Origin of the sequence: Streptomyces rimosus subsp. rimosus (assembly GCF_000720725.1) — a bacterium.
GTDB lineage: Bacteria > Actinomycetota > Actinomycetes > Streptomycetales > Streptomycetaceae > Streptomyces > Streptomyces rimosus_A.
In genome coordinates this window covers 1-16,653 of record NZ_JOCQ01000046.1, presented here as the reverse complement: position 1 = coordinate 16,653, position 16,653 = coordinate 1, and the positions used below count along the sequence as shown (strand labels likewise).

Below are 16,653 nucleotides of genomic sequence, written 5' to 3'. Positions count from 1 at the left end.
CGGCTCAGCACACCTTCCGGTACGGCACTTCGGGGATGTAGGTCTCCCAGTCCGCGCGGGACAGCGAGCCGCCCGCGCGGCGGCACACGTCGGCGACGAGGGCGTCCGGCGCGATGCGGTACGTCGTCAGCGGGACGTGCTGGCCCGCCGCGTACAGCGTCGTGCCGTCCCGGCCGAAGGTGAGGGCCAGGATCTTGTCGCCCGATGTCGGCAGGGCGGAGCCGAGCGGCTGCTGGGAGGGCACGTCCCACAGCTGGAGGCTGCCGTAGGCCCCGGCCACGGCGAGCGTCTTCCCGTCCGGGGAGAAGGCCAGCGCCGAAATGGCCTCGTGCCGCGGCTGCTGCTTCTCGGTGAAGGCGGGCAGCCGGCCGAACCGCCGCTCGATGCCGCCGTCCCACACGGCGACGTGGCCCGTTTCCTCCCCCACCGCCAAGGAGTTCCCGGTGGGGCTGAACGCGTACGCCGTGTCCTGCCGGGTCAGCCGGCGCGGCGCCACGGCCCCCGCCGGCAGCCTGACGATCTCGCCCCTGACCACGAGCAGCCGCCCGTCGGGGCGGACGGTCATGGGAGAACCGCCGGAGACGGCCACGGACTTCTCGCGCCGCCCGCCGCCGATGTCCCACACCTGGACGGAGCGGACCGACGACGTGATCAGCCGGGAGCCGTCCGGGCTGAGGACGGCTCCCTCGGTGGGGCTGTTGTCCTGGCCCCCGGCGACGGCGGCGAGATCGCGGTGTCCGGGGACGTCCCGTATCGCGCCCCGGCCGGGGTCCAGGTGACCGTCCTCGGCGTAGTCTCCGCTGACGCCGTACGCCAGCCGCGTGCCGTCGGCGCTGAACGACAGCAGCTCGTCCGGCTCGATCCGCAACTGGCCCTCGCGGCGCGGAGTCTGAGGCGGCAGCCGCATGCCGGGCGGGCGGTCGACGACCGCGCCGTCGCGGGTGCCGCGGGTCTCGAAACGGGCCGTGGGGCCCGCGGACCACACCAGGCCCAGCAGGCGGGCGTCCGGGCTGAACGCCGCGTTCTGCGCCGCCGCCGCGGCCCACCGGGAGGTGACCGCGGCGCCGAGGTCGAGGGTGCGCACCTGGTTCGCGGCCAGGTAGCGCAGCGTGCCGCCGTCGAGGACGATCTCGGCCGTCCCGTCGGCGGTCATGGCGCCCCGGAACACCGGGTGATCCGGCTGGCCGGCGCGCCACACCAGGATCTCGCCGGGGCTCCGGCCGACGAGGAACCGCCCGTCCCGGCTGAACCCGATGGCACCCAGCGGGGACTGGGCGATTCTCGGGAGTTCCCGTTTCGCCGCCAGGTCCCACCGGCGGACACCGTCGCGGGTGACCAGCGCGAAGATCCGGCTGTCGGGGCTGAAACGGGCGTTCAGAGGGCTGCACGGGTCGCCCGTGCCCTCCCCCGCCCACGGCGCGGGCACCCGCTTCCGGCTCGGTATGTCCCACAGCTCGATCCCGCCGCGCGGGGAGCACACCGCCAGCAGCCGGTCGTCGGGGCTGACGGTCGCGACGCTCTCCCGTTCCCGGACGCGCCGCGGTGCCACCGGGCGCTCGAAGACGAGGCGCTGTTCCCGGGTGTCCCACACCTGGACGGTGCGCGTGGTCTGCATCGTCAGATGGGCGCCGCTGGGGCTGAACTCGACGCTCGCCTGTTCCCTGGCCTCCAGGGGCCGGCCCAGGCGCCGCGCGGCGATGTCCCACAGGGCCAGACCGCGGTCCGGGAGCTGGAAGAGGACCAGCCGGGCGTCCGGGCTGACGGCGATCGCCGCCATGACCCGGTCGCCGGGCCCCGGAGACGTACTGGTCTTCCGGCGGGTGCGCACGTCCCAGGTGGTGATGTGGCCGGGGGCCGCGGTGACCACGGTGCGCCCGTCGCCGCTCAGATACGCCAGGGCGTCGCGGTCGGCCACGTCGAGGCTGTCGGCCAGCGGCTGGGCCCAGGCGCCGGTGAGCGCCGAACGGGTCTCGGCGGTTTCGGCGATCTTCCACGCGGCGACGGACAGCTGGCGCGCCTTGCCCGGCTCGTAGGCGCGCAGGCTCTCCGCCACCGCCGCGATCCGGCGTGCCGCGGCCTGCACCTGGCGCGCCCGGCCCGCCCGGCTCTGCTGCCAGGCCAGTACGCCCGCCACCAGCGTCAGCGTCACCAGGACGGCCACCCCGCCGACGACGGCCTTGCGGCGCCGGGCCTCGCGGCGCCGGGCGGCGGCTCCGGCGGTGAGGAAGTCCCGCTCCGAGGCGGTCAGGTCGGCCGGGTCGGCGAAGGCTTCCTGCGCCGCGGTCAGCTGCGTGCCCCGGTACAGCGCGCCCGCGTCCCGGCCCAGCCGCTCCCAGGTACGGGCCCCCTCCGTCAGCTGCCGGTGCAGCCGCAGCCGGTCGCGGTCGGCGTCCACCCAGGACCGCAGGCGCGGCCAGGCGGTGATCAGCGCCTCGTGCGCCAGGTCGACGGTGTCCTCGTCCAGGGTGATCAGCCGCGCCCTGGCCAGGCGTTCGAGGACGACGGTGATGCCCGGCGAGGTCGCCGCGTCCAGTTCGGCGCGGTCGGCGGGCCGCCGGGTGTCGTGCGCGCCCTCGCCGGGCGTGACCAGCCGCAGCAGCGCCCAGCGGGCGAGACGGGCCTGCTCCGGGGAGAGCTGGGTGTACAGGGTCTCGGCGGTCCGGGCAATGGCACCCCGTACGCCGCCGACGGCCTCGTACACCTCCAGGGCGAGCGTCCGGCCGCGGCGGTGGCGCCAGGTCTCCAGCAGGGCGTGCGAGAGCAGCGGCAGACCGCCGGGCTGGTCGGCGGTCTCCTCGATGAGCCGGTCGGTCAGCGCCCGCTCGACGATCAGGCCGTGCGCCGCGGCGGGTTTGACGATGGCCTCGCGCAGCTCCGCGGGGCTCATGGGCGTGACCGGCACGCTGGTGTGGCGCAGCGCCTCGGCCAGCATGCGGTGCTGGAGGCAGTGGCCGTAGAAGTCGGCCCGCAGGCCCAGCACCACGCGCAGCCGGCGCGCGGGGTCCTGCGCGTCGAGCAGCAGATCGAGGAACCGGGCGCGCTCGGCGGGATCCCGGCAGAGCGTGAACACCTCCTCGAACTGGTCGATGACCAGCCAGGTGTCGCCCGGCCCTTCGGCCGCGGTGAACAGCTGCCGGTGGGCGGCGGACGGCCGGGCGCCGGGGGTGAACGTCCGGATGGCGGCCGGGCGCGGGGCGTCGGCAGGCGGCTGCTGGAGGCGCGGGATGAGCCCGGCGCGCAGCAGGGAGGACTTGCCGCTGCCGGACGGGCCGAGGACGGCCACCAGCCGGTGCTCGCCCGTCAGGCCGAGCAGCTCCTCGGTGAGGCGGTCGCGCCCGAAGAACTTCTCCCGGTCGCCGGGCTCGTAGCGGGCCAGTCCCTGGTAGGGGCGGTCGGTGTCGCCCTGCGCCGTACGGACGAAGGTCTCCTCGGCGAGGCGGTGCCAGCGCGCCGACCACTCCTCCACGTCACCGCCGCACGCCTCCACGTACGCCCGGGTCACCGCGAGCGAGGGCAGCTGCTCGCCGGAGGCCGCCCGGGACAGGGTCGCCACCGAGTAGGGCACGCGCCCGGCCATGTCCCGGTAGGTGAGCGGGCCGGCCTTGCGCCGCAGCTCCCGCAGGTCGGCGGCGAAGCGCTGCACGGGCCCCGCGTCCGGATCCAGCGGCCTCTCCTTGCGCCCCATCCGGCCCTCCCGCCCGCAAGCCCGCACCCCCCGGCGGACGTCACGTTAGGCAGCCCGCGAAGCGCCCGGCAAGAACCTTCCCCGCCGAACCTGCGGCACCGGCCCGGCCGCCGGCCCCTCCGCGGGGCCCTCAGCTGTAGCCGTTCATGGCGCGGCGCACCTCGTCCAGGGTGGCGTCGGCCATCGCGTTGGCGCGGGCCGCGCCCTCCCGCAGCACCTGGCGGACGTACCCGCGGTCCCGCTCGTACGCGGCCCGGCGGGCGCGGATCGGCGCGAGGCGTTCGTTGACCGCCTCGGTGACGCGCTTCTTCAGCGCGCCGGCGCCCGCCGTGCCGATCTCGTCGGCGACCTGCCGCGGGTCGCGGTCCTCGCAGAGGGCGGCCAGCAGGACGAGGGAGGACACCTCGGGGCGGCCGGCCGGGTCGTAGGTGATGTGCCGGTCGGAATCGGTCCTGGCGCCCTTGATCAGCCGGGCCGTCTCGTCGACACCGGCGGCCAGCGCGATGGCGTTGCCGCGGCTCTTGCTCATCTTCGTGCCGTCGGTGCCGAGCAGCAGCGGCGCGGACGACAGCAGGGCCTCCGGCTCGGGGAAGACGGCGGTGCCCCTGCCGTAGCGGTCGTTGAAGCGGCGGGCGACGGTCCGGGTGACCTCCAGGTGGGGCAGCTGGTCCTGGCCGACCGGGACGAGGTTGGCCTTGCAGAAGAGGATGTCGGCGGCCTGGTGGACGGGGTAGGTGAACATCAGGCCGCTGACGGCGGACTGCCGCGAGTGGGCGATCTCGTCCTTGACGGTGGGGTTGCGGTTCAGCTCGGCGACCGAGACCAGGCTGAGGAACGGGAGCAGCAGCTGGTTCAGCGCGGGCACCGCGCTGTGCGGGAAGACGGTGGCCCGGGCCGGGTCGATGCCGGCGGCGAGGTAGTCCAGGGTCAGGTCCTCGACGTGCCGGGGCAGCTGGTCGGCCACGTCCCGGTCGGTCAGCACCTGGTAGTCGGCGATCAGCACGGTCATCTCGACGCCGAGGTCCTGGAGGCGGACCCGGTTGTGGAGGGTGCCGAAGTAGTGGCCGAGGTGCAGCCGGCCGGTCGGGCGGTCCCCGGTCAGCACCCGGAAGCGCCCCGGGTCCTCGCGGACCAGCTTCTCCAGCTCCGCACTGCGGGTCCGCGCGGCGGAGGTGCCGAGCGCGTCGGCGGGGGCGGCTTCGGCGGGGATGGCTTCGGTGGGGATGGTGCTCGCGGTGGCGTACGGCGTACGGTTCACGGTTTCTCCTGGTGGGTGAGTGCCGCCGGAAGGACGGCGGATGCACCCCGGTCCAGGGAACGCGAAAGGGCCGTCCATTCGAACGGCCCGGTCATGCTGAGGGGTGGCCGCTCCTACGGGGAGCGCCACCAGGTCAGACACGACGAACGATGCATGGGACAACTGTAGCCGGTCGGGCACCGGCCCGTACGGCGGCCCCGGCGCCGCCTGCGCCTCAGTCCGCCCGCTCCACCAGCAGATGCAGGATCTCGTCCACGAAGCGGTACAGCCGCCCGGCGTCCTTGCGGCTGGGCATGACCTGCCACAGCATCACCCGGCCGTGCACCGACGCCCACAGCACGTACGGCGCCTCCTCGCGGGCGCCGCGCACCCGCCACCCGGCGGCCTCGCAGGCGGTGAGCGCGTCGTGCAGGCCGCGCACGAGCCGCCCCGCCGGGTGCCCGGCCAGGCGCTCCGGTTCGACGGGCGTCTGCCGGGTCTCGTACAGCAGGCGGTACTTGGCGGGGTGGTCGACGGCGTAGCGGCAGTACGCGTGCAGCTGGGCGCGGAGCAGGTCCAGCGGGTCGTCGGTGCCGGCCGCGGCGGACGCCTCGGCCATCGCCGCCGTCAGCCGCTCGTAGCTGACCTCCAGCGCGGCCCACACCAGCTCGGTCTTGTCGGCGAAGTGCCGGTAGATGCTCGGGGCGGCGACGCCCGCCTCGCGGGCCACCGCGCGCAGCGACAGCGCGTCCTCGCTGCCGACCTGTTCGAGGAGGCGTTCGGTGGCGCGCAGCAGCTCCTCCCGCAGGCGCTCGCCCTGTCCGCGCGGATTGCGGGGCCGTACGGCCGCACTCTCACCCACCGCCGTTACGCCCCTTCCGCGTCCCGCACCGTCGTCACGTCGTCGCCGTCCGCCGGGCGGAGCGGCCGCCCGGCGCGCCCGCGTCCGTCGTGCGTACGTCCGGTGCGGGCCGTACTCAGGGTTTCACATCGCGGAACGGTCCCGGGCCCGGCCGGGGCCGGACACCGGCTCTCAGCTGCCCTCCGTCAGCCCGGCCGCCGCCGCGCCCCGGCTGAGGACCGCCTCGCGGATGCCCGCGCGTACGTCCTCGTGGCCGTCGGTGGCGGCGAGGTTGAGCATGCGCAGCGGCGGCCCGTGGGCGGAGAGCTGGGGAATGAACTCGGCCTTGGTGACCCGCCAGCGCTGCCCCTCGCCCGCGGGCGGCTCGAAGCGGAAGCGGGCGATGGTGCCCCAGTTGCCGCGCGGCTTCTCCATCTTTCCGGCGATCTGGTCGCCCATGCCGTAGACGACCCAGGTGCCGGCCAGCTTCTCGTACGGCTGCGGGGTGTGCGCGTGGGTGCCGATGACGAGGTCGACGTCCGGGCGGCCGCCGGTCCGCGACCCGGTGAGCGCCTTGGCCACCTTCAGCTGCTGCGCGTCCGGCTCGGTCTGGTACTCGGTGCCCCAGTGCGGGCTGACCACGACGACATCGGCGCCGGCCCGGCGGGCGGCCCGCGCATCCGCGATGATCTTGTCGGCGTCGATGACGTCGACCGACCAGGGCTTGCCCTGCGGGAGCGGGACGCCGTTGGTGCCGTACGTGTACGAGAGCTGCGCCACGCGCGCTCCGCCGGGCGCCTTCAGCAGCGCGGGCCGGGCGGCCTCGGCGGCGTCCCGGGCGGAGCCGGCGTGCTTGATCCCGGCCCGGTCCAGTTTGTCGAGGGTGCGCCGGACGCCGTCGGCGCCGTCGTCGAGGGTGTGGTTGGAGGCCGTGGAGCAGGAATCGTAGCCGGTGGCCTTGAGCGCGTCGGCCACCTGGGGCGGCGCTTTGAAGGCGGGGTAGCCGGTGAACGGCCCGCCGTCCGGCCCGAAGGGCGTCTCCAGATGGCAGATCGCCAGGTCGGCGCCCTCGATCACCGGTTTCACACCGTTCAGGACGGGCCGGTAGTCGTAGCCGTCGCCCCCGGCGTCCCGGCGGGCCGTGTCCAGCACCGAGGGGTACGAGGCGATCACGTCCCCGGAAGCGGCGAGGGTGAAGCCCGCGGAGGCCCGGTGGCCGGAGTGCTGGGGCGCCGCGTGGGCAGGGCTTCCGGGCATCCGGGCGGCGGGCCGCCCGGCGTTCTGCTGGGCGGCGCAGCCCACGGCCAGGGACACGAGCAGGAGGGCGGCGCCGTACGGTCGGTGCAGGCTCATGCTCACACGCATAACAGCACAAATGACGTAATAAACCGATTAACCGACCGGGAGACACCGCCGGCCTCGCCCCGTCCCCCGGCCGGCGGCGCGCCGGCTCACGCGCCCGGCCCCCGGCAGCCGCGGACAATCCGTTCGAACTGGGCCCCGCCTCGCGGTTACGCTGCCCGGATGGCCCGACGAGCCCCGCTGAGCGCAGACCTCTTCCCCGCCGGCCTTCCCGTGTACGCCACCGTGGGACGCACCGCTTCCGGGCGTGCGTGGCTGGACGGGCTGCCCGCCACCGTCCGGTCCGTCCAGGAGGAGTGGGGCCTGCGGCTCGGCGCGCCCCTGCACGGCGGCAGCTGCTCGTGGGTGGCCCCCGTGGAACTGCCGGACGGCGGCGAGGCGGTGCTCAAGGTGACCTGGCCGCACCGCGAGGCCGCCGGGGAGGCCGCGGCCCTGCGCGCGTGGGACGGCGACGGCGCCGTACGGCTGCTGCGGCACGACCGGGAGCGGTACGCGCTGCTGATCGAGCGCTGCACACCGGGCGAGGAGCTGGACGACAGTACGCTCCCTCCGGCCGAACGGCTGTTGCTGGCCGCCGGTCTGCTGCGCGGCCTGTGGGCCGCGCCCGCACCGCCCGACGGCGCACTGGAACGGGTCGCCGACGTGTGCGGCGAATGGGCCGACACCGCCGAGGAACGCATGGCGCGGCTGCGGCCCGGCTACGACCCCGGGCTGGTCCGGCTCGGCGTCCGCCTGCTGCGCGAACTCCCCGCCACCGCCACCCGCGAGGTCGTGGTGCACGGCGACTTCAACCCCGGCAACGTCCTGTCCGCCCGGCGCCGCCCGTGGCTGGCCATCGACCCCAAGCCGATGGTCGGCGACCCCGGTTACGACCCCTGGCCCCTCCTGGAACAGATCGACGACCCCTTCGAGCACCCCGACCCCCGCCCGGTCCTGCGCGAGCGCTTCGCCCTGGTGGCCGACGCCCTGGGCGAGGACCCGGCCCGCCTGCCGGCCTGGGCGGCGGCCCGCACCGTGGAGAACGCCCTCTGGTGCGCCGACCACGGCGACGTGCCGGGCGGGGCGGAGGAACTGGAAGTGGCGGCGGTGCTGGCGTCGTTGGCGGGGCTGTGAGGGACCTCGCCACCGCCGTACGCGTCCGTGCCCGGCTCAGGCGACCTCGATCCCGTACTCCTGCACCAGCGCCTCCAGCCCGCCCTCGTACCCCTTGCCGCCGATGACGAAGTCCCAGTCGCCGTTCGCGCGGCGGCGGAACGAGCCGAGGACCAGCGCGGTTTCGCCGGGGCGGCCGTCCGAGACCTCCAGCTGCCCCTGTTCCGCGCCGGATTCGTCCACCAGGCGGATCCGGGCGTCGGTGAAGCCGGACAGGTCGGCGTGCGGGTCCGCCTCCGGGTCGATGGCCGCGACGAGGACGAGCCGGTCGGCGGTGGCGGGCAGGGCCTCGAAAGCCACCTGCATCGCGGCCCGGTCGGGGGCGAAGCCGGAGAGCATGCGGACGGTGCCGTCCGGGGTGCGCGGGTTGTTGTAGAAGACGAAGTGGTCGTCGCTCAGGACGCGGCTGCCCCGGCAGACCAGCGCGCAGACGTCCAGGGCGACGCTGCCGGACCAGTTCATGCCGAGGATGCTGCCCGCGGCGCCGTCCTCCTCCGGCGGCTCGGGGGCCCGCCCGGCGCTCTCCCCGTCGTTCTCCTCGGCGGGCGCCGGCCGCTGGGCCGGGACCGCGGCGTCCCCCAGGCGTCCGCGCAGCCCGTGGCGGGCCAGCAGGTCGACCAGTTCGGGGCCGCTGACGAGGGTGAGCGGTTTGCCGTTGGCGAAGGCGTGCGCGCCGGGGCCGAAGCGGGACGTGGTGACCAGGACGCCCTTGTTGGCGCCCTCGGACTGCACGGTGCCGAACAGGTCGCGTACGGCGGTCGGCGGCACCGTGTTGCGGTAGCGCTTCACCTGCACGATGATCTTGCCGCCGCGGATCGGGTCGGGGTCGAGCGCGTCCACGTCCACGCCGCCGTCCCCGGACCGCTGCGTCGTCAGGGCCTGCATGCCCATCGCGCGGAACAGCTCGGCGACCAGCCCCTCGAAGGCGATCGGGTCCATCGAGAACAGGTCGGGCTCGTCCTCACCGCCGTGCGTGACCACACCGCCGCCCACGTCGCCCGGCTGCCGCGCCGGACGGACCGCGGCCCGCTGGTCGGGGCGCGCCGACAGCTGCCCGCGCAGCCCGTCGGTGAGGCATTCCACCGCACTGACCTGCGCCAGGTGCAGCTGCTGGAACGCGGTGCGGGGCGCGCTGACGGTGGCCAGGAAGATCTGTGCGGGACGGCCGGTGGCCGGGTCCACGTCGTCCACGAAGCCGTTGACCGTCACCGAGTCGAGCGTGCCGGAGGCGTCCGCCGCGAACAGGTCGTGCAGCACGAGCAGTACGGACTGGGCGAGCACGTCGCGGTAGGCCGTGCGCCGCTGGGTGACCGGCCGGGCGACGTCCTTGTCCTGGTCGGCCGCGTACATGTACCGCACGGCCTTGGCCTCGGGCACGATGTCGAAGCCGGGCAGCTCCCAGTCCAGTACGAGCTGGCGCGCGGCCGGGTCGTAGGCGGCGCGGACGCGGCGCGGGAAGCCCTGCGGGCGGCCGGTGGCGGCGTACAGCGCGGCGGAGAAGTACTCCACCACCGCTTCGGGGTCGCCGTCGCGCAGGCCCCTCAGCAGGTCCTCGACGGCGGCGTTGTGGCTCCTGACCTCTGCCAGCTGCCCGGCGGCCCACTGGTCGTACTGCCGCCGGTAGTCCTCCAGTTGGCGCAGCCGCTGCGCCTCGGCGGCCTGCGCGGCGTGCCAGTCGTGCTCGTAGCGCGCGCGGGCATCCTCCTGCGCGCGGCGGCCGCCGCCGAGGCCCCAGCCGCCGGCCTGCGGCTGGTAGGCGGCGGGGTCGGGCATCGGTACGGGAACGGCCAGCCGGCCGGGCGCGAACGGCTCGACGCGCTCGGGGCGGCGCAGCGCGGCGGGCGTGAAGGCGGGAGCCCGGCAGCCGTCGGCCAGCAGGCCGGACAGCTCGGCCATGCGGGCTTCCAGTTCCTCGGTGCGGCGGCGGGCGTCGGCCTCGCGCTGCTGGCGGTACGCGGTCTGCCGTTCGCGCTGCATCCGGGCCATGGCGCGCTCGGTGTCGCGCTGCTGCCGCTCCTGGTCGCGGCGGGCCTGTTCACCGGCCCGCCGCTGGGCCTCCTGCCGGCGCTGCTGCTGACGCTGCGCCTCGGCCCAGACGGCCACTAATCCGTTGGAGCGGCGACTCATGCGGATCTACGTCCTCCCCTGGGGCACCCCGGCCCCGACCATGGGGCGCCCGGCCCCCGACCGTGGGGCACGCGGCCCCCGAACCCCGGGGCACGCAGCCCCGAAGCACCCGCACCGGCCCATTCACCAGCGGGTATTCATCCGACTTTAGCGGGATCCCGACGGGGTGTACCCCTCCGGGGCCGTCCTGGAGCACGGCTTCAGGATCTTGCCGCGGCCTCAGCGGTCCAGAAGCGTGCCGAGGCGTTCCAGCAGCGGGAGCAGAGCGGTGCGTTCCTCGGGCGTGAGGGCCTGGAGCGCGTCGTGCACCGCGCGCATATCGGCGCGTACGCGACGGGCGAGCGCCCGGCCCTCCTCGGTGGCGGTGACCACCTTGCTGCGCCGGTCCCGCGGCGCGGCATCGCGCCGTACGAGTCCGCGCTCCCCCATGCGGGCGATGAGCCGGGTCGCGTTCGAGGCGTCGCAGACCAGGTGCCCGGCGAGCGCGCTCATCGACAGCGGCTCCTCCAGGGCGATGAGCGCGCGGGCCTGCGCGGTGCTCAGGCCGTGCCGGAGAGCGGCGGCAGCGAGGTCGTCGTAGTAGCCGCGAACCGTGCGGGCGAACGGTTCCACGAGGTCGTCGGGGGTGGGCGGGGTGGTGTCGGACACCCGGCCAGGATAGCGGCTTACTTGACTTAGGCAATTGTTGGCATTTACATGGAAGGCGACTCCTTGACCTTGTCAAGCGACGCCGGGCGGCCCGCTCCGGTCGAGGCACCCGCCCCCGGGCCCGTCCGCCCCGCACCACCCCGTACGCATCGGAGACACCATGACCAGCAGCACCCCCGAGCAGCCGGCCGCCGTGGCCGCACGGCTGCGCGCCACCTTCCGCACCGGCCGCACCAAGCCCCTGGAGTGGCGCACCGACCAGCTGCGGCAGCTGCGCGCGATGCTCACCGAGCACGGTCCGGACTTCGCCGCCGCCCTGCGCGCGGACCTGGGCAAGGGCGAGGCCGAGGCGTACCGCACGGAGATCGACTTCACGCTGCGGGAGATCGACCACACCCTGTCCCACCTGGAGGAGTGGCTGCGGCCCGAGCCCGCACCGGTACCGCCGCACCTCGACGGCGCGGAAGCCTGGACGGTGTACGACCCGCTGGGCGTCGTCCTGGTCATCGCCCCCTGGAACTACCCCCTGCAACTGCTGCTGGCCCCGATGGTCGGTGCGCTGGCGTCCGGCAACTGCGTGGTCGCCAAGCCCAGCGAGCTGGCGCCCGCGACCTCCGCCGCGGTGGCCCGCCTGCTGCCCCGCTTCCTGGACACGGACGCCGTCGCCGTGGTGGAGGGCGCCGTACCGGAGACGACGGCCCTGCTGGAGCAGCGTTTCGACCACATCTTCTACACCGGCAACGGCACCGTCGGCCGGATCGTGATGAACGCGGCGGCCAAGCACCTGACCCCGGTCACCCTGGAGCTGGGCGGCAAGTCGCCCGCCTTCGTGGACCGCGGCACGGACCCGGACGCGGTCGCCGCTCGCCTCGTGGCCGGCAAGTTCCTGAACGCGGGCCAGACCTGCGTGGCGCCCGACTACGTCCTGACCGACCCGGAGACGGCCGCCCGCCTGGAGCCCGCCCTCGCGCGCGCCGTCACCGCGCTCTTCGGCGACGACCCGGCCGCCGCGCCGAACTACGGCCGGATCATCAACGAGCGGCACTTCGACCGGCTGACCGGACTGCTCGGCTCGGGCCGCACCGTCGCGGGCGGTACGCACGACCGGGACCGCAAGTACATCGCGCCGACCGTGCTCGGCGGGGTGGCGCCGGACGCGCCGGTGATGGGCGAGGAGATCTTCGGCCCGATCCTGCCCATCGTCGAGGTGGCGGACCTGGACGAGGCCATCGATTTCATCAACGACCGGGACAAGCCGCTGGCGCTGTACGCCTTCACGGAGTCCGCGCAGACCCGGCGGCGGCTGACCGGGGAGACCTCCTCGGGCGGCCTCGGCTTCGGCCTGCCGGTGGCCCATCTGACCGTCTCCGACCTGCCGTTCGGCGGCGTCGGCGAGAGCGGGATGGGGCGCTACCACGGCCGGTACTCGATCGAGACGTTCAGCCACCGCAAGGCCGTCCTGTCCAAGCCGCTGGCCTGACGCCCCTTTCTCACCCCACTCCCACACACCACAGAAATCTCGCAAACCTGGGGAACATAACGTCTTGATCTGAGAACTTCACATGTGCTTTTGTTTGAAGCATCATGAACGACGTGATCCCTGAGAACGCGACGTCGGCGGCGGCCCGGCCCTCCGGGGCCCTCGGGCCCCCGGGAGCGGGCCGCCGCCCGGTCGTCGGCGTATCGCTGAAGCTCTACTTCGGCCTGGCCGCGACCAGGAAGTGGCTCGCGGACGTGGCCGCGCTCCAGGACGCGCTGGCGGAACTGCCTTGCCCCGTCGACCTGTTCGTCCTGCCGGCCTTCCCCGCCCTGACCGACGCCCGGGAACTGCTGGCCGGTACGGGTATCGCGTACGGCGCCCAGGACGTGCACTGGGCCGAGACCGGCGCATGGACCGGCGAAGTGTCCGCGGGCATGCTCGCCGAGACCGGCGCACGCTACGTCGAGGTCGGCCACGCCGAGCGGCGCCGGCACTTCGGCGAGACGGACGCGACCGTGGCCGCCAAGGCGGGCGCCGCCACCCGTGCCGGGCTGGTGCCCGTCATCTGCGCGGGCGAGCGCCACGACGCCGGCCCCGAGCGGGCCGTCGAAGAGACGCTGACCCAGGTACGGGCAGCCCTCGGCGGCACCGGACCCGGCAGCGAGGTGATCGTCGCCTACGAGCCGGTCTGGGCCATCGGCGCCCGCGAACCGGCGCCCGCACAGCACGTACGGACGGTGGCCTCGGCCATCGGCACCTGCCTGCGCGACCACGACGTCCGAGGCCGGGTCATCTACGGCGGTACCGCTGGACCCGGCACCTTCGGCCGGCTGGCCGGCAGCGTGGACGGCCTGTTCCTGGGCCGCCTGGCGCACGACACCGCCAACCTGCGCCGGGTCCTCGAAGAAGTCGCCGCGGCCACCGCCCCCGCCCCGCTTCCCCTTAGCCCCTAGGGAGTCCACCGTGCAGGACACGTACCGCATCGCCCTCGGCGCCGACGACGCCGCGATCGCCATGAAGGACGCGATGGCCGCGTACCTCACCGAACGCGGCCACCAGGTCACCGACCTGAGCGCCGCGGACGGCGAGGACTACCCGGACGTCGCGGAGCGGGTGGCGCGCAGCGTCGCGCGCGGCGAGCACGAACGCGCCGTCCTGGTCTGCGGCACCGGCATCGGCATGGCCATCGCCGCCAACAAGGTGCCCGGCATCCGGGCCGCCCAGATCCCGGACAGCTACAGCGCGGAGCGCGCCCGCAAGTCCAACGACGCGCAGATCGCCTGCTTCGGCAGCCGCACGATGGGCGTCGAGGCCGCCCTGGTGTGCCTGGAACACTGGCTGGTCTCGGACTTCGCCGGGGGCGGTTCGGCACCCAAGGTGGAGAAGATCAAGCAGGTCGAGTCGCGCAACCTGACGTCCCCGGGCGTGCCTGCGGCCTGAGCCCCCGCCCTCTCCCCTCCTCCCCTCCTCCGAAAGGCGGTAACGACCATGCGCGCAGTTGTCATCGAGGAGCCGAACAAACTGTCCGTCAGCCGGCTCCCCGACCCGGTGCCCGGCCCCGGCGACGTGGTCCTCAAGGTCACCGCCGCCGGGCTGTGCGGCACCGATGTGCACATGCTGGCGGGCGAGTTCGGGCCGACGCGGTACCCGGTCGTCCCCGGGCACGAGTTCTCCGGCGAGGTCGTGGCGGTGGGCTCCGCGGTGACCGGCTTCGCCGAGGGCGACGCGGTCGCCGCCGACCCGGCCGTCTACTGCGGCACCTGCCACTTCTGTTCCATCGGCCACGGCAACCTCTGCGAGAAGTGGGGCACCATCGGCATCACGATGGACGGCGCCGCCGCCGAGTACGTCCGGGTCCCGGCCGGCAACTGCTACCGCCTCCCGGAAACCGTCGACCTCCGCCACGCCCCGCTGATCGAGCCGCTGTCCACCATCCTGCGCGGCTTCGACCTCGTCGGCCCCAAACTGGGCGACCACTTCCTGATCTACGGCGCGGGCACGATGGGCCTCCTCTACCTCCAGGTGGCGCAGCGCGCGGGCGCCGCCTCGGTCTCGGTGGTCGACATCAACGAGGACCGGCTGGCGGTCGCCCGGGAACTGGGCGCCGACGCCGTCGCCACCAGCGCGGACGCGCTGACCGCCGACCACCCACTGGGCTGGCAGGTGGTCACCGACTGCACCGGCAACGTACGGGCCATCGAGGACGGCCTGACCCGCCCGATCCGCGGCGGCACGTTCCAGCAGTTCGGCTGCGCCCCCGACCAGGAGACGGCCCGGTTCTCACCGTTCCGCATCTACAACGACGAGATCCGCATCGTCGGCAGCATGGCGATCCTGCACACCTACGGCCGGGCGGTCGAGATGCTGGGCAAGGGCATCATCGACTGCGAAAAGATGATCACCCACCGCTTCGGCCTGGACCAGTACGCCGAGGCACTGCAGACTTTCGAACTGGGCACGGGCCGCAAGCTGCAGATCGTTCCGGGTGGGGAGGCGGGGTGAGAGCGGGGTGCCTGTTCCCTCGCCCTCACCCCACCTCCCCAAGAATCCCTGCGTGGGAAGGGCCGCGACACCGAAAGCCATGGGTTGCACATCCGGGGCAGAGTCAGCCGTCACCAGCCTCGCCGGAGCTGACGGTGATCATCCGCGCCGCTCGTCGGCCTTATCGGTTCGGTACGCGGCAATTCGGCCCCGCTCCCTGATCACCACCTCACCTCCTCTCCTCTGCGCCGGTCCACACCGCGAGTTCACCTCCCGGCAGCGAGACGAAACGTCGGCCTTCCGGCCCTGTCAATTGCCAGGCTTCAAAGGAAGAGTCGGCCTGACAATCAAGGTGCAGCCCGTTGTCGAAGACCAGCCGCAGTGAACCTGTCTTGAAGGCCACAGCCGACACGACCTCGGCCCCGAACAGAGCCAGCGCATCAGCTACATCCTGCCGTTCCGGAACCAGCACGGCATGCGGGCCCTTTCCTCCGGCGGCCCCGTGGGAGAGTCGGCAAGGGCCCTCCAGGACCACCCGGAAATCCGTTCCCATCAGAAACGACAACTGGTGATCGACGCAGATCTTGGTGACAGTCAACCCCCGCAGGCCCAGGATCCAGCGGTCATCATGCTCGGCGCAGACGAATTCGTTCACCCCAGCACGATGCTCTGTCACACACCTGCACGCCAGCCAAATTCATCTCAGAAGCCTCGCGGGCTGCACCGGGCGAGGCGGAGGCACCATGGGTGTGCAATGCGTGAGCGGATGCTCCGGCACGGGGATTTACGAGCAGGAGCGCGACGCCACTTGCTCCAGCCGCAACCATTCAGCCCGGTCCGAACCCCAGCTCCTGTGTCGAGCCGGTCCAGGGTGGCCGCCACAAGGAAGAGGCGCGGCGGACGTATCGCTTCCCTATTTCCCCGGCACCCTCCACAGAAGCGGAGACCTCAGCCCTTCGGGCTCGAAGATGATCAGCTCCGGACGCTTGTCGCCCGCGATGGCGAAGGGAATTTTCCCGCTGACGCAACGGCCGACCATGACCGTGGTGTCGTCGCTGGGAAACTCGGGCTTGGGGAGGTCGCCCCCGTTGAGGCCGGTGACCTTCACCTGGCTGCCGTCCGCGAAGGACAGTTTCCAGGGGGACTGACTGGTGGTGAACGGAGCCGTGCCCTTGTTGCAGACCTTGGCCTCCACCTGCGCCCAAATGGCCCCCTTCGGAAGGCCCAGACCGTCTCCTGGTGGGGTGATACCGGTGACGGGCTGCGTATAGCTCAACGCGGTCGCGGTCGCGGAGATCTTCTCTTCCGTTCCTGCCTCGGCGAACCGCGTACCCGTCCAGGGCTGTTCAGCGCCGATGGCCGCGGGTTTCGCGGGCTTCGCAGGTGACTCGTCACGGGCGGACGGAGCGCTGCCGTCCGCCTTGCCGGGGGACGGCTGCGGCGCGGAGGAATTCCCGCAGCCTGCAATGGCCAGGCACACGGTCAGGACGAAGGCGGTGGCAGGCGCTGTTCTGCGCACGGGTCCCCTCACTGGTTCAGGTCGTGATCATCGCGTGGGGGGGACAAGGAATATAGCGCGCCCGAAGCCACCGCCTCCTACGCCGTCACCCCTTCCCCACCCCCTCCCCGAAGTAGCCCCC

The 16,653-nt window shown here is 73.6% G+C and carries 13 protein-coding genes; 5 read left to right on the top strand and 8 right to left on the bottom strand.

What is annotated here, in order from left to right; genetic code table 11:
- Positions 1-4: 4 nt before the first annotated feature.
- The 4 genes from IH45_RS0123395 to IH45_RS0123380 all read right to left on the bottom strand — a co-directional run bounded on the left by IH45_RS0123395 (position 5) and on the right by IH45_RS0123380 (position 7,116).
- Positions 5-3,685, bottom strand: coding sequence for an nSTAND1 domain-containing NTPase (locus IH45_RS0123395; RefSeq protein WP_030671738.1), 3,681 nt, complete (start codon positions 3,683-3,685; stop codon positions 5-7).
- A 130-nt stretch (positions 3,686-3,815) separates the two neighbouring features.
- A complete protein-coding gene (gene trpS / locus IH45_RS0123390; protein ID WP_030671735.1) occupies positions 3,816-4,943 on the bottom strand; it encodes a tryptophan--tRNA ligase in 1,128 nt (375 codons plus the stop codon).
- 214 nt (positions 4,944-5,157) lie between these two features.
- Positions 5,158-5,784 carry a TetR/AcrR family transcriptional regulator gene (locus IH45_RS0123385; protein ID WP_030671732.1) on the bottom strand — a complete coding sequence of 209 codons (627 nt, stop codon included), beginning with the start codon at positions 5,782-5,784 and terminating at the stop codon, positions 5,158-5,160.
- A gap of 171 nt (positions 5,785-5,955) precedes the next feature.
- Positions 5,956-7,116: a CapA family protein gene (locus IH45_RS0123380; RefSeq protein WP_030671727.1), complete on the bottom strand. Its 1,161-nt coding sequence runs from the start codon at positions 7,114-7,116 to the stop codon at positions 5,956-5,958.
- A 171-nt stretch (positions 7,117-7,287) separates the two neighbouring features.
- Between IH45_RS0123380 and IH45_RS0123375 the strand changes: the two genes are divergently transcribed.
- On the top strand, positions 7,288-8,238 hold the full coding sequence (locus IH45_RS0123375; RefSeq protein WP_030671724.1) for an aminoglycoside phosphotransferase family protein: 951 nt from the start codon (positions 7,288-7,290) through the stop codon (positions 8,236-8,238).
- A 36-nt stretch (positions 8,239-8,274) separates the two neighbouring features.
- Here the strand turns inward: IH45_RS0123375 and IH45_RS0123370 are convergent, their stop codons facing one another.
- Complete coding sequence (locus tag IH45_RS0123370) at positions 8,275-10,404, bottom strand: restriction endonuclease (protein WP_030671721.1); 2,130 nt, start codon at positions 10,402-10,404, stop codon at positions 8,275-8,277.
- 219 nt (positions 10,405-10,623) lie between these two features.
- Positions 10,624-11,052, bottom strand: a complete 429-nt coding sequence (locus tag IH45_RS0123365; protein WP_030671719.1) for a MarR family winged helix-turn-helix transcriptional regulator — start codon at positions 11,050-11,052, stop codon at positions 10,624-10,626.
- Between the two features lie 160 nt (positions 11,053-11,212).
- Between IH45_RS0123365 and IH45_RS0123360 the strand changes: the two genes are divergently transcribed.
- From IH45_RS0123360 to IH45_RS0123345, 4 genes are all read left to right on the top strand, one after another.
- Complete coding sequence (locus IH45_RS0123360) at positions 11,213-12,532, top strand: aldehyde dehydrogenase family protein (RefSeq protein WP_030671716.1); 1,320 nt, start codon at positions 11,213-11,215, stop codon at positions 12,530-12,532.
- A gap of 113 nt (positions 12,533-12,645) precedes the next feature.
- A complete protein-coding gene (locus IH45_RS0123355; RefSeq protein ID WP_234440639.1) occupies positions 12,646-13,485 on the top strand; it encodes a triose-phosphate isomerase family protein in 840 nt (279 codons plus the stop codon).
- Between the two features lie 10 nt (positions 13,486-13,495).
- Positions 13,496-13,972, top strand: a complete 477-nt coding sequence (locus tag IH45_RS0123350; RefSeq protein ID WP_030671702.1) for an RpiB/LacA/LacB family sugar-phosphate isomerase — start codon at positions 13,496-13,498, stop codon at positions 13,970-13,972.
- Positions 13,973-14,020: 48 nt separating this feature from the next.
- Positions 14,021-15,034 (top strand): zinc-dependent alcohol dehydrogenase family protein, encoded by a 1,014-nt coding sequence (locus IH45_RS0123345; protein WP_030671700.1) that lies wholly within the window; start codon positions 14,021-14,023, stop codon positions 15,032-15,034.
- A gap of 208 nt (positions 15,035-15,242) precedes the next feature.
- Here IH45_RS0123345 and IH45_RS01000000144010 read toward each other — a convergent pair whose 3' ends face one another.
- Complete coding sequence (locus IH45_RS01000000144010) at positions 15,243-15,668, bottom strand: DUF6188 family protein (protein ID WP_032918162.1); 426 nt, start codon at positions 15,666-15,668, stop codon at positions 15,243-15,245.
- Between the two features lie 258 nt (positions 15,669-15,926).
- Positions 15,927-16,532, bottom strand: a complete 606-nt coding sequence (locus IH45_RS1000000148880) for a DUF4352 domain-containing protein (RefSeq protein ID WP_158813239.1) — start codon at positions 16,530-16,532, stop codon at positions 15,927-15,929.
- Positions 16,533-16,653: the final 121 nt, after the last annotated feature.

What these genes read in the sequence shown, in the direction of transcription:
- IH45_RS0123395 (WP_030671738.1), bottom strand. Translation starts at nt 3,685, where the DNA reads ATGGGGCGCAAGGAGAGGCCGCTGGATCCGGACGCGGGGCCCGTGCAG.
- IH45_RS0123380 (WP_030671727.1), bottom strand. Translation starts at nt 7,116, where the DNA reads ATGAGCCTGCACCGACCGTACGGCGCCGCCCTCCTGCTCGTGTCCCTG.
- IH45_RS0123375 (WP_030671724.1), top strand. Translation starts at nt 7,288, where the DNA reads ATGGCCCGACGAGCCCCGCTGAGCGCAGACCTCTTCCCCGCCGGCCTT.
- IH45_RS0123370 (WP_030671721.1), bottom strand. Translation starts at nt 10,404, where the DNA reads ATGAGTCGCCGCTCCAACGGATTAGTGGCCGTCTGGGCCGAGGCGCAG.
- IH45_RS0123360 (WP_030671716.1), top strand. Translation starts at nt 11,213, where the DNA reads ATGACCAGCAGCACCCCCGAGCAGCCGGCCGCCGTGGCCGCACGGCTG.
- IH45_RS0123345 (WP_030671700.1), top strand. Translation starts at nt 14,021, where the DNA reads ATGCGCGCAGTTGTCATCGAGGAGCCGAACAAACTGTCCGTCAGCCGG.